13 protein-coding genes are annotated in these 14,585 nt (G+C 67.5%); all 13 read right to left on the minus strand.

Annotation, left to right across the window (positions count from 1 at the left end; translation table 11 throughout):
* Positions 1 to 73 precede the first annotated feature (73 nt).
* On the minus strand, positions 74 to 982 hold the full coding sequence (locus DFR49_RS09835; protein ID WP_119035585.1) for an amidohydrolase family protein: 909 nt from the start codon (positions 980 to 982) through the stop codon (positions 74 to 76).
* Positions 983 to 1,041: 59 nt separating this feature from the next.
* On the minus strand, positions 1,042 to 1,791 hold the full coding sequence (locus tag DFR49_RS09840) for an SDR family NAD(P)-dependent oxidoreductase (RefSeq protein WP_119035586.1): 750 nt from the start codon (positions 1,789 to 1,791) through the stop codon (positions 1,042 to 1,044).
* Entirely contained in the window at positions 1,788 to 2,651 is an 864-nt protein-coding gene (locus DFR49_RS09845) for a 2,4-didehydro-3-deoxy-L-rhamnonate hydrolase (RefSeq protein WP_119035587.1), read from the minus strand. Before DFR49_RS09845 ends, DFR49_RS09840 begins: the two co-directional genes overlap by 4 nt.
* A 7-nt stretch (positions 2,652 to 2,658) precedes the next feature.
* Positions 2,659 to 3,870, minus strand: coding sequence for an L-rhamnonate dehydratase (gene rhmD / locus DFR49_RS09850; RefSeq protein WP_119035588.1), 1,212 nt, complete (start codon positions 3,868 to 3,870; stop codon positions 2,659 to 2,661).
* Positions 3,871 to 4,019: 149 nt separating this feature from the next.
* The gene (lldD, locus tag DFR49_RS09855; RefSeq protein ID WP_119035589.1) at positions 4,020 to 5,180 is read right to left on the minus strand and encodes an FMN-dependent L-lactate dehydrogenase LldD; all 1,161 of its coding nucleotides are present in this window, start codon (positions 5,178 to 5,180) and stop codon (positions 4,020 to 4,022) included.
* Entirely contained in the window at positions 5,177 to 5,938 is a 762-nt protein-coding gene (lra1, locus tag DFR49_RS09860; RefSeq protein WP_119035590.1) for an L-rhamnose 1-dehydrogenase Lra1, read from the minus strand. The genes lldD and lra1 overlap by 4 nt, the downstream gene beginning before the upstream one ends.
* Positions 5,922 to 7,994 (minus strand): beta-galactosidase, encoded by a 2,073-nt coding sequence (locus DFR49_RS09865; protein WP_119035591.1) that lies wholly within the window; start codon positions 7,992 to 7,994, stop codon positions 5,922 to 5,924. Before DFR49_RS09865 ends, lra1 begins: the two co-directional genes overlap by 17 nt.
* The gene (locus DFR49_RS09870; protein WP_119035592.1) at positions 7,991 to 8,737 is read right to left on the minus strand and encodes an SDR family oxidoreductase; all 747 of its coding nucleotides are present in this window, start codon (positions 8,735 to 8,737) and stop codon (positions 7,991 to 7,993) included. Before DFR49_RS09870 ends, DFR49_RS09865 begins: the two co-directional genes overlap by 4 nt.
* The gene (locus tag DFR49_RS09875) at positions 8,734 to 9,795 is read right to left on the minus strand and encodes a Gfo/Idh/MocA family protein (RefSeq protein WP_119035593.1); all 1,062 of its coding nucleotides are present in this window, start codon (positions 9,793 to 9,795) and stop codon (positions 8,734 to 8,736) included. Before DFR49_RS09875 ends, DFR49_RS09870 begins: the two co-directional genes overlap by 4 nt.
* Entirely contained in the window at positions 9,792 to 10,982 is a 1,191-nt protein-coding gene (locus tag DFR49_RS09880) for an extracellular solute-binding protein (protein ID WP_119035594.1), read from the minus strand. The genes DFR49_RS09875 and DFR49_RS09880 overlap by 4 nt, the downstream gene beginning before the upstream one ends.
* Positions 10,979 to 12,118: an ABC transporter permease gene (locus DFR49_RS09885; protein ID WP_119035595.1), complete on the minus strand. Its 1,140-nt coding sequence runs from the start codon at positions 12,116 to 12,118 to the stop codon at positions 10,979 to 10,981. Before DFR49_RS09885 ends, DFR49_RS09880 begins: the two co-directional genes overlap by 4 nt.
* Positions 12,115 to 13,596, minus strand: coding sequence for a sugar ABC transporter ATP-binding protein (locus tag DFR49_RS09890; RefSeq protein ID WP_119035596.1), 1,482 nt, complete (start codon positions 13,594 to 13,596; stop codon positions 12,115 to 12,117). The genes DFR49_RS09885 and DFR49_RS09890 overlap by 4 nt, the downstream gene beginning before the upstream one ends.
* On the minus strand, positions 13,590 to 14,585 hold the full coding sequence (locus DFR49_RS09895) for a sugar ABC transporter substrate-binding protein (protein WP_119035597.1): 996 nt from the start codon (positions 14,583 to 14,585) through the stop codon (positions 13,590 to 13,592). The genes DFR49_RS09890 and DFR49_RS09895 overlap by 7 nt, the downstream gene beginning before the upstream one ends.

The raw sequence follows: 14,585 nt of genomic DNA on the forward strand, positions 1-14,585 counted from the left end.
GTCTCCTGCGATCAATCGAGGTGGAAGACGGTGTCGAGCGATACGGGGCGCGGCGACAGGGACGCGCGCCGCATCACAGCGCGATCCCCAGCCGGTAGACGCGATTGGCGTTGCCGCCGAACAGCGCACGCTTTTCCGCATCGCTGAAATCGGCGACGATGGCGTGATACGCCTCCATGTGCCGATCGAAGCTGCCGAACAATTTGTCGGTCGGCACGTCGCTGGCGAACAGGCAGCGATCGGCGCCGAACATCTCGATCGCCTCGAGCACGAGCGGACGGATCTGCTCGATCGTCCAGCGGCGGTCGATGAAACCCACCCCTGAAATCTTGGTGACGACATGCGCGTTGGCGGCCAGCGCGCGCATCCCCTGCCGCCAATCGTCGAAGCCGGCAGGATCGCTCGCGACCGCCATCCCCATGTGGTTGACGATCACCGGCACGTCGGGATGGCGCGCGACCAGCGCCGCCAGCGATCCCATCTGGCCGGGATAGCATTGCAGATCGAACGACAGGCCGTGATGCGCGAGCCGGGCGTAACCCCGCCGCCACGCTTCGTCCTGCGTCATGTCGCGCGGCGTATAGGTCCGCATCGGATCGGCGTGCCAATTGACGATATGGCGAATGCCGCGAACCCCGCCGTGGCGAGCATGCGCCGCCAGCAGGACATCCACATCGGGATCGTCGAGCGCGGCGAACGCGACGATGCCACTCGGCATCCCGCGCGCGTCGCGCATCGCCTGCAGCCATTCGGTCTCGGCGAGCGCCGCCGAGGCTTCCGCCCCGGCGTCGATATGCACCATGCCGACCACATTCCAGCGGGCGGCGTCGGCGAGATAGTCGTCGAGCAGATAAGTGCGCGCGATCGCCTCGACGCTGCCGTTGGGGCCGTCGTCGGCGAACGGCGGCGTCAGCCACGGATAGTGGAGGCGCGACAGATCCCAAAGGTGGACATGGGCGTCGACGAACGGAATCTCCGGCACTCAACTCTCTCCCAAATGAGCCGGGCGCCGCCTCTTGGCGGGCGGCTGCCCCGACGCGGTCAGAATGTCGTTCGCCCCCCCGAGGTGTCGAAGGTGGACGCGGTGGTGAAGCTGCATTCCTCGCTGGCCATGAAACAGACCATCGCGGCGCTTTCATCGATGTTGCCGAGCCGCCCCATCGGGATCTTCGAGCGCATGTAATCGACCTGGCTTTGCGGCAACTGATCGAGGATCGGGCTGTCGAAGGTAGCGGGCGTGAGGCTGTTGACCGTCACGCCCTTGCCCGCCAGCTCCTTGCCGAGGCTCTTGGTCAACCCGATGACGCCCGCCTTGGACGTCGAATAGGCCGAGGCGTTGGGATTGCCTTCCTTGCCCGCGACCGAGGCGATGTTGACGATCCGGCCATAACCGCCCGCGAGCATCAGCGGCACCACCGCGCGACAGCAATAGAACAGGCCGTTCAAGTTGATGTCGATCACGCGCCGCCAGCTATCGAGCGGATATTCGTGCACCGGCGCCGTCGCCCCGGTGATGCCCGCCGAGCAGACGAGGATATCGACCTTGCCGAGCGCGGCGGCACTGGCAGCGGTCGCCGCCTCGACCGCGGTGGGATCGGCGACGTCGAGCGCCTGGATATCACGCGCGCCGACCGCGTCGCGAGCGGCGGCGAGCGCGTCGGGGTTGACGTCCCACAGCGCGACCGCGCCGCCTTCGGCGACGATCCGTTGCGCGACGGCCTTGCCGAGACCCGAGGCGCCGCCGGTGATGATGGCGGTACGGCCGGCAAAACGATTGGCGAAAATGCTCACGCAAGCGCCTCCAGGTCGAAAGCGATCACATTCTGGCGCTGCTCGCCGAGCTTGGAGATGCCGAGGTGCATCCGGTCGCCCGGCTTGAGGAAGATCATCGTCGGCTTCTGCCCCTCGCCGACGCCCGGCGGGGTGCCGGTGATCAGCAGATCGCCCGGCTGGAGCGTGATGAAGCGGCTGACATAGGCGATGCATTCGGCGACCGGGAAGATCATCGTCGCGGTGTGGCCGGTCTGCATCCGCTTGCCGTTGACGTCGAGGAACATATCCAGCGCCTGGCAGTCGCCGACCTCGTCGGGGGTCACCAGCCAGGGGCCGGTCGGGCCGAACGTGTCGCAGCCCTTGCCCTTGTCCCACTGGCTGCCGAGTTCCTTCTGGAAGGCGCGCTCCGACACGTCGTTGACGAGCACGTATCCGGCGACGTGATCGAGCGCATCGGCCTGCTCGACATAGCGGCAGGTCTTGCCGATCACGACGCCCAGTTCGACTTCCCAGTCGGTCTTGGCGCTGCCGCGCGGGATCATCACGTCGTCATTGGGGCCGACGAGGCACGAGATCGCCTTGGTGAAGAAGATCGGCTCGGGCGGGGGTTCAAGCCCGGCCTCGCGCGCATGATCGGCATAATTGAGGCCGATCGCGAGGAACTTGCCGATGCCGTTCACCGGCACGCCGTAGCGCGGGTCCCCTTCGACCAGCGGGAGCGAGGCAGGATCGATCGCCTTGAGCCGGGCCAGACCCTCGGGGGTGATTTCGGCGGGGGTGATATCGGCGACGTGCGCGGAGAGGTCGCGGATGCGGCCGTCGGCATCGACAAGACCCGGTTTTTCGGCGCCTTTCGGGCCATAGCGGCAAATCTTCATGGATTCCTCAATTCGGATAGGGACGGTGAAGCGTGATGTCGGGGTTGCGCTCGACGCCGAAGCCCGGCTTGTCGAGCGCCGACGCCCGGATGCGACCGTTCTCGGGCACCGGCTCGCCAAGCAACTGGGGCGCGAACATCGGCACCACGTCGGTGGCCTCGGGGTGCATCATCAGGAATTCGGCAAAGGGCGAGTTGTGGCGGGTGATGACGAAATGATAGCTGTAGACGCTCGATCCGTGCGGCACGACCAGCTTGCCGCGCGCATCCGCCAGCGCGGAAATCTTGAGCAGTTCGGTGACGCCGCCGCACCAGCCGATATCGGGCTGGAGGATGTCGGCGCATTCCATTTCGAGCAACATCCGGAAACCCCAGCGGGTCGCCTCGTGCTCGCCGGTCGTCACCAGCATGCCGCGCGGCACGTTGCGGCGCAGATCGGCATAGCCCCAATAATCGTCGGGGCTCAGCGCCTCTTCGATCCACTTGAGCCCGAGGTCGTGGCACGCGATCGCCAGCCGGGTCGCGTAATCGAGGTTGAGCGACATCCAGCAATCGTACATCAGCCAGAAATCGTCGCCCACCTTCGCGCGCATGTCGGCGAGCAGCGCGACGTTCTTGTGCAGCCCTTCGAGCCCTTCGGCGGGGCCGTGGCGAAGCGGCAGCTTGCCGCCGATGAAGCCCAGTTCCTTCGCGACATCGGGCCGCGCGCCGGTGGCGTAGAATTGCAATTCATCGCGCACCGCGCCGCCGAGCATGTGGTAGACCGGCTCGTCGCGCAGTTTGCCGAGCAAATCCCATAGCGCCAGATCGACCCCGGAGATGGCGTTGATAACCAGCCCCTTGCGCCCGTAATATTGGGTCGAGAAGTACATCTGGTCCCAGATCTTCTCATATTCCGCCGGGTCGCGGCCGATCAGGAAGCGCGAGAGGTGCTTTTCCACGATGTACGCGGCGGGTTCGCCGCCCGTGGTCACCGCGAAGCCGACCGTGCCGTCCTCCGCCTCGAGTTCGACCACCAGCGTGCCCAGCACGTTGATGCCGAAGCTCTGCCGCGACTGGCGATAGTCGGGATAACGCGCCATCGGCGTGGCGACGTGATCGTCGATCCAATGGCCGTCGCCCTGATCGTGATAGTCGGCCCCGCCGCCGCGCACGGTGAACGCGCGCACATATTTGATCTTCGACAGCGCCACCGCTGAACCTCCCCGCCTTCGTATCATAGAGTATATAATATTCAGATTATACCAGCGTCAATTCGACCCACCCGCCTCACGGACAGGACACCAACACGCCTTTGCCCCATCTTTGCGGGCGTGTCCAGAATAGTAATATTATATCTATGAAGGCGTGTGTGCCAGCCCCTCGCGCGTCATGATCGCTGGGGGTGCTCGGCCAGGATCGCGCGATCGATCCTGGCGATGCTGGTCGCGCCGGTCAGCGTCATCGCGACGCGCATTTCGGCCTCGATCAGGCTCAGCATGTGGGCAACGCCCGCTTCGCCCCGCGCCGCGAGCGCATAAGCCCAGATCCGCCCGAGCAGCACGCCCTTGGCGCCTAAGGCGAGCATCCGCACGACATCGAGCCCCGATCGGACGCCGCCATCGGCAAGCACCGTCAGCCGATCCCCCACCGCGTCAGCAATCGGCGGCAGCGCGCGCGCCGAGGACAGCACGCCATCGAGCTGGCGGCCGCCATGATTCGAGACGATGATGCCGTCGGCGCCGATCGCCGCCGCTTCGCGCGCATCCTCGGGGTCGAGCACGCCCTTGATGATCAGCGGCCCGTCCCATTCGGCGCGGATGAAATCGAGATCCTTCCACGAGATCGACGGATCGAAATTATTGCCCATCCAGGCGAAGAAATCCTCCAGCCCCGACTTCTCGCCGAGCACCGGCGCGACATTGCCCAGGCTGTGCGGCCGGCCGTTGACGCCGACATCCCACGCCCAACCGGGGCGCTTGATTGCCTGCCACGTCCGCCGCATCGACCCCAACATGCCCGCCGCGCCGGCGAGTCCCGAGCGATAGTCGCGATAGCGCGTGCCGGGCACCGGCATATCGACGGTGAACACCAGCGCCGTGCAGCCCAATGCCTTTGCCTTGGCCAGCAAGGTGCGCATGAACGCGCGATCGCGGATCATGTAGAGCTGGAACCAGAACGGCTTGGTGGTGCCCGCCGCGACTTCATCGAGCGGGCAGGCCGAGACGGTCGAGAGGCAGAAGGGAATACCCTTGGCCTCCGCCGCGCGCGCCGCCTGCACCTCGCCGCGCCGCGCGTTCATCCCCGCGAGGCCGATCGGTGCGAGCGCCACCGGCAGCGCCATTTTCTGCCCGAACAATTCGGTCGACAGATCGAGCCCCGAAGCATCGGTCAGCACGCGCTGGCGCAACGCGATCGATCGCAGATCGGCGACGTTGCGCTTGAGCGTCACCTCGTCATACGACCCCCCGTCGATATATTCGAACAGGAAGTGCGGCAGCCGCCGTTTCGCGAGCGTGCGATAGTCGAGCGTGGAAGCGGCCTTGCTCACTGGAGGTTCACGAACATGCCGCCGTCGACCAGCATCGACGCGCCGGTGACGTAGCGCGCGAGATCGGAGGCGAGGAACACCGTGGGGCCGACCAGATCGTCAGGCTCGCCGAGGCGGCCCAGCGGGATGCGCTTTTCCATGTACGTCCGCTTGCCCGTATCGGCGAGATCATCCTTGTTGATGTCGGTCAGGATGGTGCCGGGGAGCAGCGCGTTGCAGCGGATGCCATGCTTGCCGAGCGCGATCGCGCACGATTGCATCAGCGACAGCACCCCTGCCTTGGTCGGCGTGTAATGCGTCTGATATTCGCCGCCGACCAGCGCCGAGATCGACGACATCGCGATGATCGAGCCGCCGTCGCCCTGCTTCACCATCTGGTTCGCCGCGGCCTGGACCATGAAATAGGCGCCGTGCATGTTCACGCGCATCGTCCGCTCGAACGTCTCGGCGGGCATATCGAGAAAGGCATGGAACGGGCAGATACCGGCATTGTTGACGAACACGTCGACGCGCCCCAGCGCCGCCACCGCGCCTTCGACGAAGGCGCGCGCGGTTGCGGGCTCGGCGACATCGCCCTGGATCGCGACGGCCTTGCGCCCCAATGCCTCGATCGCCGCGACCGCGGCCGCAGCCCCTGCGGTATCGCGGCCGAAATTGATCGCGACATCGGCGCCGTGGCGTGCGCAGCCGATCGCGACCGCGCGGCCGATCCCCGCCGACGCGCCGGTGACGAGGACGACCTTATTTTCGAGCAGCATCGGTGCTCCTTTCCGAAAGAACGGCGACGCCTTCGGGCGCCAGCGTGAGCGTGGAGACATTACCCTTGCCGAGCACATCCGCCATCGGCCGCGGCAACGCGACCGAGCGCGTCTCGCGCCCGTGGTTGATGAGGATGAACACGCGGCGGCCCTTGCCCTCGCGGGTCATCAGTTCGACGTCCTCGGGCATCGCGAAATCGCGCGCAACCCCGGCATGCGCCAGCGCGCCGTCGATCAGTTGCTTCATCACCGTGTCGTCGACCAGCGCGCCGACATAGGTGATCGTGCCCTTGCCGACCTTGCGGCGGATCACCGCGGGGCGGCCGTCGAGCCAGCCATTGCCCTTGCCGTAGGTGAGGACGGTTTCGGTATCGGGCGCGGTCGCGGCGAGCCGCTCGGCCCAGATCGCCGCCGTCCCGTCACCCACCGCGACCGTTTCGTCGAGCGCGTAATATTGCTCGACCTGACCGCCGAGCAATTCGGCAAGCGGCCCGGGCTGCCGGATGGGATCGAGCCGGTTGTATTCATCCTTCATCCCCGAGCGCGGCCCGAGGATCAGATTGCCGCCGGCTTTGACATAAGCGGTGAATTTCGCCGCCTGGTCGTCGGTGATGATATTCAGGCTCGGTGCGACCACCAGCTTGTAGGCATCGAGCGGCCCTGCCGCCTCGACGATATCGACCGCCCCCAGCGCATCCTTGAGCGGCCGGTAATAATCGAGCAGCACGCCGATCTGGTCGTAATCCTTGTGCTGCAACTGGAAATCGATCGCCCATCGGCTCGGATAATCCTGGAGGATCGCGACCGGCGACACCGGGTGCGTGCCCGCCAGCACCGGCGAGGCCTTCGCCATGTCGCGCCCGATCCGGACGACCTCGTCATAGATCGGCAGCGGCTTGCCGTCGGGGCCGATCAGCGAGCCGTGCATCGTCTCCTGCCCGTTGAGCGCGTTGCGCCACTGCCAATAGAGGATGCCGTCGGAGCCGTGCCCGATCGCCTGCCACGCCATCGCCCGCGTCTCGCCGGGATAGAGCATGTTGCTGACCGGTGCCCAGTTCACGAACCCGGGCTGGATTTCCATCACCCAGAAATTCTTGCGCTTCCACCCGCGCACCAGATCGTGCGAGGCGCCGTTGCGATAGGCCTGCAAATGGCCGGTGCCGACATAATTGTCCCACGACGCGAAATCGAGGTCGCGGTTGATCTCGTAACGGTCGAACTTGTTGGCCCAGCCGAGCCCGCCCAGATTGGTGGTGATGAATTGCGACGGCGCCACGCGCGCGCGCAGCACATCGAACTGATTCTTCTGGAAATCGACCCATTGGCTGGTGATGAAGCGCTTCTGCTCGAGCATCAGGCCGGGATTGCCCTTCTCGGTGTTGAAGGGCACCTGATCCCACGCCGTATAGGTCTGCGACCAATAATCGGTCGTCCAGGCCGCGTTGAGCTTGTCGAGCGTGCCAAAGCGCCGTTCGAGCCACGCGACCCAGGCCGCCTGCGCGTCAGGCCCATAGCTTTCGTCGGTATATTCGTTGCCGATCTGCCAGCCCATCACGTTAGGCTCGTGCCCCAGCGCGTCGGCCATGTGCGACACGATGTCGCGGCTGAACTGGCGATAAAGCGTCGACGAAATCGAGAACTGGCGGCGTCCACCGTGGCCGAGCCGCTTGCCATCGCCGTCGATGCGCAGCACCTCGGGATATTTCTGCGTCATCCACGCCGGCGGCGTGTCGGTGGGGGTGCCGATCACGATCTTGATGTCGTATTTCGCCGCGAGCCGGACCGCGCGGACCAGCCAGCTCATGTCATAGGCGCCTTCGGTGGGCTCCATCCGGCTCCACGCGAATTCGCCGATCCGCACGACGTTGGCGCCGTGCGCCTTCATCAGCCGCAGGTCTTCGGCCCAGCGTTCCTCGGGCCATTGCTCGGGATACCAGGCCGAGCCGAGCCACAGTTTGTCGAACTGCTGCTGGCCGGCAGGCGCCACCGTATCGGCGGCCACCGGCAGCGGCGCCGCGAGCATCAGCGCGGCGGTTGCGAGCAACAAGCGCTTCATATCGACCAGCCGCCGTCGATATTGTGGATCTGGCCGGTCGTATAGGTCGCGCCTGCGAGATAGACGACGAGATCGGCGATCTCCTCGGGCGTGCCGATCCGCCCGATCGGCTGGCGCGCGACGAACGCCGCGCGGGTGGCCTCGTAATCGCCCTGCGCCGCCAGCCGCTCGTTGAGCGAGGGCGTCTCGACCGTGCCCGGGCAGATCGCGTTGCAGCGGATGCCCTTGCCGACATAATCGGCGGCGACCGCCTTGGTGAGCCCGATCACCGCCGCCTTGGTGACGCCGTAGACGAAGCGGTTGGGCACGCCCTTCACGCTGGACGCGACCGAAGCCATGTTGATGATCGCGCCGTCACCCTTCGCGAGCATGCCGGGGAGCACCGCGCGGCACATCCGCGTCATCGCCTTGACGTTGAGTTCATAGGCGAAGTCGAGATCGGCGTCGGTCGCCTCAAGCAACGCGCCGCCGTGGACCACGCCCGCGCAATTGAACAGGATGTCGATAGCACCCGCACCACCGACCACCGCTGCGATCGCAGCGGGATCGAGCACGTCGAGCGCAAGCGTGGTCACAGCATCGCCCGCAAGGCCATCGAGCGCGCCTGCGTGGATGTCGGTCGCGATCACGCGCGCGCCGGCGGCGGCGAGCGCCGTCACCGACGCGCGGCCGATGCCCTGCGCGGCGGCGGTGACAAGCGCGGTTTTGCCGGAAAGGTCTATCACTGGGGATCCTTCGTTCATTCGGTGGGAATTGGATAGGCAGGCGCGGCGGCGGCACGATAGCACGCTTCGACCAGCGCCATCGTTTTCCATGCGTCCTCGACCGCGGTGGCGAGACGATCGTCCTCGCCCGCGGCAAAGCGCTGGAGATTGGCCATCGGGCCGATAAAGGCGTCGGGGAACCACGCGCCGCCCAGCGGCACCTGTTCCCACGGCCCGCCGCGCGGCGCGAACCACAATTCGTCGGGCTCGCCGGTCGGGTAATCGAGCAGCAACCCGAGCTTGATCATCATCGCGCCATCGCTGCCCTCGACCCGAAACGACGCATCCTGAAAGCGGCGGCCGAATTCGTGGTGATGGTTGATCGACAAAGCCACCCGCAGCGGCGCGTCGTAATCGAGGATCGCAGTGGTGCGCGTGTCGGCAAGCGGGCTCGACGGATGTGCATAGCTGCGCGCGAACACGCCCTTGGGATCGCCCGCAAACGCGCGGATCGTGTCGAGATAATGGATCGAGTGCGACACGATCTCGACGCGCGGGTTGGGGATCAGGTGCGGGAACAGATGCCAGGGTGTGACGAGGTTGAGATGCACCTCGATCTCGACCAGGTCGCCAAGCCGCCCCCGCGCGATCGCATCGGCGACCGCGAGCATCATCGCCGAATAGCGGAGCTGGAAATTGACCGAGGTGGTCAGCCGCCGTGCACGGCATGTGTCGCGGATCGCGGTGGCGGCGGCGAGATCGAGCCCCATCGGCTTTTGCAGCAGCACCGCCGCGCCTTCGGGCAACGCCGAGAGGATATCGACATGCGCCACCGGCGGCGCGGCGACATCGAACACCGCGTCGGCGGCAGCGGCCTGTTCGAGCGTGTCGAACACCGTGCCGATGCCCCATTCGCCTGCCAACGCGTCGGCGCGCGCGCGATCATTGTCGTACAGCCCTGCTACGGTGAAGCCCGCCTTGCGATAAGCGGGCAGATGCGCATCCTTAACGATCCCGCCGGTGCCGATGATCACGATCGGGCGAGGGTGCGACGGCATCGGCCATTGTTGCCGCAAAGGTTGGCCAAGCGCGCTCATGCCAGCGCCTCGGCGCGCGCCTGGGCCTCGGCGAGCAGGTCGGCGGTCGGCGCATCGCCGGTCACCGCCGCCGTCAACATATCGTCGACGATATGCGAAATCTCGGCGAGCTTCGGCGTCAGCGGCATTTCGCGCGCGTGCTCGTGGAGCCAGTCGAGCCGGTGATAATAAGGCACGTCGGCGTTGATCTCGGGATCGGTCCAGGTCGATTTGCGGACCCCGATCGCGCCTTCGGTGGTGGTGAGCTTGTCCATCGGCGCGGTCGCGCAGTGGCGCAGGAAATCCCACGCGAGTTGCTTGCGCGGCGAGCCGCTGCCGATCGTCAGCACCCAGAACACGTTGAGCGAGACGCTGCGCCCGCCCGGCCCGGCAGGCAAGGGCGCAACATCGACCAGCCCCTTCACGCGGCTGTCGGGCGCCGTATCGGCATAAGCGGCAAACCCGAACCAGTTCGCCATCAGCGCGACCTTGCCTTCGGCGAACAGCAGCCCCGATTTGACGCTGTCGAGATCGCGCGCGCCCGGCGCCATCGCTTCGGTATCCGCAGCGAGCATCCGTAGGAAATCGAGCGCGTCATGCGCCTGTGGTGAAGTGAACGCCGGGCGGCCGTCGGCGGTGAACGGCTCGCCACCGCGCGACCAGATGTGGATGCAGAAATCGTAGAAACTGTTGTGCCCGTCGGGGAACAGCGCGAGCACGGTGCCATATTGGTCGCGATCGGGCGCATGAAGCGCGCGCGCCGCGGCGTGGAAGTCATCCCATGTCGCGGGCACCGCGATCCCCGCGGCGTCGAGCAGATCCTTGCGATAGATCAGGCATTCGGGGCCGTCGTGATAGGGCATCCCCCAGAACCCGCCGGCGAAGCGCTGCATCGTCGTCAGCGACGGGCTCCACGCATCGGGAAAATCGGCGACGGGCGCGCGCGCCATATGCGGCGTCAGGTCTTCGAGCAGGCCGCCCGCCTGTGCCTCGGCGAGCCAGTCGGTCGCCATGAAGGCGATGTCCCAGCCGCCGGTCGCGAGGCCGCGCTTTTCGATCGCCGCTTCGTGCAGCGGATTGAGGTCCATCGCCACCGCTTCCAACCGCGCATCGGTGCCCGTCGTCGCGACGAAATCGGCGAACTGCTTCTGGATCGCGCTTTCGAACGGATCGAACTTGCGGACGGCGATGCGCAGCGTCTCGGTCATGCCGCCACCTCGACGGGCGTCGGCTCGGACGCGGCCGGGCGGGCGCGGCGGCGCTCCGCCCCCAGCGTGTAGATCGCGGCCGCCGCGACGACGACGATACCCTCGATCAGCCCCTGATAATTGGCGCCGAGATTGAGGATGTTGAAGCCGTTGGTCAGCGTGAACAGCAACAACGCGCCGACCACCGTCTTGACCACGCTGCCCGCGCCGCCGAACAGCGAGGTGCCGCCGAGGATCGCCGCGGCGATCACGGTCAACTCGGTGCCCTGCAGCGCGGTCGGGTTGATCGCGCCGAGCCGACATCCGAACAGCACGCCCGCGAAACCGGCGGCGACGCTCGACAGCACGAACGCGCCGAGCCGATAGGCATGGACATTGATCCCCGACAGCCGCGCCGCCTCGGGATTGCCGCCCACCGCATAGAGGCGGCGGCCGATCACGGTGAAGCCGAGCACGAACCAGAGCAGCGCGGTGAACCCGGCGAGATACACCACAGGCGCGGCCACATTGAAACCGGCGCCAGCCACCAGCGCGAGCGCCCCCAGCACCGCGCCGCCCACCGCCACGAACGGCCGCCGCTTGGCCAGCCCGAGCACGACCAATGCCGCCCCCAGCGCCAACAGCGGCCAGAACAGCGGCACGCGCGTGCTTTCGAACGCGAGCATCTGGGCGAGCACTTGCGGTTGTTCGACCATCAGCGAGCGGCCGTCGGTGAGAATCAGCACCAGCCCGCGCACCGCGGTCAGCGTGCCCAGCGTGACGATGAACGCATTGATCCCGACGAACTGGACGATCGCGCCGTTGATGAGGCCAATCGTCGCGGCAACCGCCAACGCGGCAAAGGCGGCGGGCACGAACCCGATCTGCCCCGCCAGCCCGACCAGCACCGCCGCCGCCAGCGCAGCCACCGACGCCACCGACAGATCGAACGCGCCGGTGATCAGCATCACCGTCATCGCGACGCCCATGATCCCGACCAGCGACGCCTGATAGGCGATATTGCCGAGGTTCTGCCCCGACAGATAAAGCGGCAGCCCGCGTGCCGCCGCGAGCGCGGCCAGCACGCCGAGCAACAGCAGCAGGGCATAATAGACGCCCGCCTCACGCAGGCTGAAGATACGTCGCCAGTCGGTCATGCAGCGGCTCCCAGAGGGGCGCCGCCCCCGGTCATGAGGATAAGATCCGATTCGGTGCTCGTCGCCGGATCGGCCTCGCCGATCACCGCGCCGTCGCGCAGCACCAGCAACCGATCGCAGATCGCGAGCAATTCCTCGAACTCGGACGAGACGAGGATCACGGGCAAGCCGTCATCGGCCAGGCTGCGCACAAGACGCAGGATGTCGGTGCGCGCGCCGATGTCGATCCCGGCGGTGGGTTCGTCGAGCAGCAGCACGCGCGTGGTCGGCGCCAGCCATTTGGCGATCACCACCTTCTGCGCATTGCCGCCCGAAAGCTCGCCCGGCAGCGCATCGGCGCCCGGCGCCTTGATCGCCAGCCGCGCGATCGCCGCATCGGCCGCCACGCGATCGGCCTCGGCATCGAGCAGCAGCCCGGTGGGGCGCGGCAAGGCGATGTTTTCGGCAAGCGTCAGCAACGGCACATAGCCCTGGCGCGCGCGATCCTCAGGCACCAGCGCGATTCCGGCGGCAACCGCCTCGTCTGGCCAGCGCCCCACCGGCGCACCATCGAGCAGGACCGCCCCCGTTGCCGCCGGATCGGCGCCGAAAATCGCATGCAGCAATTCGCTCCGGCCTGAGCCGAGCGTTCCGGCCAGCCCCAGCACTTCGCCAGCGCGCAACGTGAGGCTGGTTGGCGCAAGCTTACCCGGCGAGGCGACATCGCGCAGTTCGAGCACCGGCGCGCCCGGCGTCCGCGCCACCGCAGGACGCTCGAGCGCGGTCACCGACCGGCCCGCGATCGCAGCGGCAATCGCCTGCGGCTCCAGCCCGGCGGTCTCGGCATGGAGCACGGTACGGCCGTCGCGCAGCACGGTGACTTCGTCGGTCAGCGCCATGATCTCGTCGATGAAGTGCGACACGAACAGCACCGCTTTGCCTTCGGCGGCGAGGCGGCGGATCGTCTCATAGACGCGCGCGCGCTCGTGCCCGGCGAGCGACGCGGTAGGCTCGTCCATCACCACGACCTCGGCGCCCGAGGCCAGCGCCTGCGTGATCGCGACCATCTGCCGCGCGCCGATCGGCAGGTCGCCAACCGGCGTATCGAGGGGGAACGGGTTGCCGAGCGACGCGACCAGAGCGGCGATCCGCGCGCGCGCATCGGCACGCCGGCGCCGCCAGCCGCCTTCGTCGAGCAGGATATTCTCCAGCGCGCTGAGCGTCGGCACCAACGGGATATGCTGGTAGATCGTCGCGACGCCCGCCGCCTTGGCGCCGCGCGGGCTCGACCAGCGCACGACCGCATCGTCGCGCCGGATCGTCCCGGCGGTCGGCGCCAGCGCCCCCGCAAGGATCTTGATCAGCGTCGATTTGCCGGCGCCGTTCGCGCCAAGCAGGCCGTGGACGCGGCCCGGCGCCAGCACCAGATCGACGCCGCTCAGCGCGACGGTGCCGTTGGGGAAGGTCTTGGCGATCCCTTCAAGGCGGAGCGTCACCATTGGCCGACACACGCATCGACAGTGGCGCGCGTCACCGCGGGAATCGGATAGGTGCGGAAACGCGGCCCCGCTTGCGGCGCGTGCAACGCCTCGAACGCGAGCGCGCCCAGCGCCTCGGGCTTGAAGCAGACGGTGCCGTCGACCGCGCCGGCCTTGATCGAGGCGACCGCGAGCTTCGAGCCGCCGACGCCGATCAGACGCGCGTGCGACCCGGCGGCGCGCACCGCGCGGGCGCACCCGATCACCATGTCGTCGGCCTCGTTGAACAGCAGATCGATGTCGGGCTGCGCGGCAAGGATGTTCTGGCACGCCGCCTCGCCGCCCTCGGCTGTCCAATTCCCGGGCTGCGAGGCGACGATCGTGTAGCGGACGCCCGCCTTGTCCAACCCCTGTCGGAAGCCGCGCGCGCGCTGCTCGACCTCGGGGAAGCCCGCCGCGCCTTCGATCACCGCGATCCGCGCCGGACGATCGCGCGGCAACAATTCGGCGGCGAGCGTGCCCGCCGCTTCACCGGCTGCCACCTCATCCTGCGAGGCAAGCGCGACGAGGCCGGGATACACATCGTCGATCGCGCGCGTGCGCGGGTCGCCGACCAGCGCCGCCACCGCCGCCACGGGCACGCCCGCGCGGCCCACGCGATCGACCCAGCCCTGCGCCACCACCGAATCGAGCGGCATGATCGCGATTCCCTTGACGCGCTGCGCGACCAGATCGTCGATGTCATTGGCCTGTTTCTGCACACTGCCCTGCGCATCGAGCACCACCGGCGTCGCGCCCGCCGCCACCGCCGCATCGCTGAACCCCTTGGCGATCGCGGCGGCGAAGGGATAGCTCAGCCCCACCGTCGACAGCCCGTATCGCGGCCCGCCGCTAGCGGCCACGGCGGCCGGGGCGTCGGCGCGCGCCGCGCCACGCAGCGCCACGAGCGCCGCGAGCGCCGCGACCACCACGATCGTCCACAACAACAGGGGGATCGGGCGCCAGCGCAT

Source organism: Hephaestia caeni, from assembly GCF_003550065.1.
GTDB classification, from domain to species: domain Bacteria; phylum Pseudomonadota; class Alphaproteobacteria; order Sphingomonadales; family Sphingomonadaceae; genus Sphingomonas; species Sphingomonas caeni_A.

Excerpts from the sequence above, each read along its gene's own strand:
- DFR49_RS09875 (WP_119035593.1), bottom strand. The coding sequence starts at position 9,795 with ATGAGCGCGCTTGGCCAACCTTTGCGGCAACAATGGCCGATGCCGTCG.
- DFR49_RS09870 (WP_119035592.1), bottom strand. The coding sequence starts at position 8,737 with ATGAACGAAGGATCCCCAGTGATAGACCTTTCCGGCAAAACCGCGCTT.
- DFR49_RS09865 (WP_119035591.1), bottom strand. The coding sequence starts at position 7,994 with ATGAAGCGCTTGTTGCTCGCAACCGCCGCGCTGATGCTCGCGGCGCCG.
- rhmD (WP_119035588.1), bottom strand. The coding sequence starts at position 3,870 with ATGATACGAAGGCGGGGAGGTTCAGCGGTGGCGCTGTCGAAGATCAAA.
- lra1 (WP_119035590.1), bottom strand. The coding sequence starts at position 5,938 with ATGCTGCTCGAAAATAAGGTCGTCCTCGTCACCGGCGCGTCGGCGGGG.
- DFR49_RS09845 (WP_119035587.1), bottom strand. The coding sequence starts at position 2,651 with ATGAAGATTTGCCGCTATGGCCCGAAAGGCGCCGAAAAACCGGGTCTT.
- DFR49_RS09895 (WP_119035597.1), bottom strand. The coding sequence starts at position 14,585 with ATGCGCTGGCGCCCGATCCCCCTGTTGTTGTGGACGATCGTGGTGGTC.
- DFR49_RS09890 (WP_119035596.1), bottom strand. The coding sequence starts at position 13,596 with ATGGTGACGCTCCGCCTTGAAGGGATCGCCAAGACCTTCCCCAACGGC.
- DFR49_RS09880 (WP_119035594.1), bottom strand. The coding sequence starts at position 10,982 with ATGACCGAGACGCTGCGCATCGCCGTCCGCAAGTTCGATCCGTTCGAA.
- DFR49_RS09885 (WP_119035595.1), bottom strand. The coding sequence starts at position 12,118 with ATGACCGACTGGCGACGTATCTTCAGCCTGCGTGAGGCGGGCGTCTAT.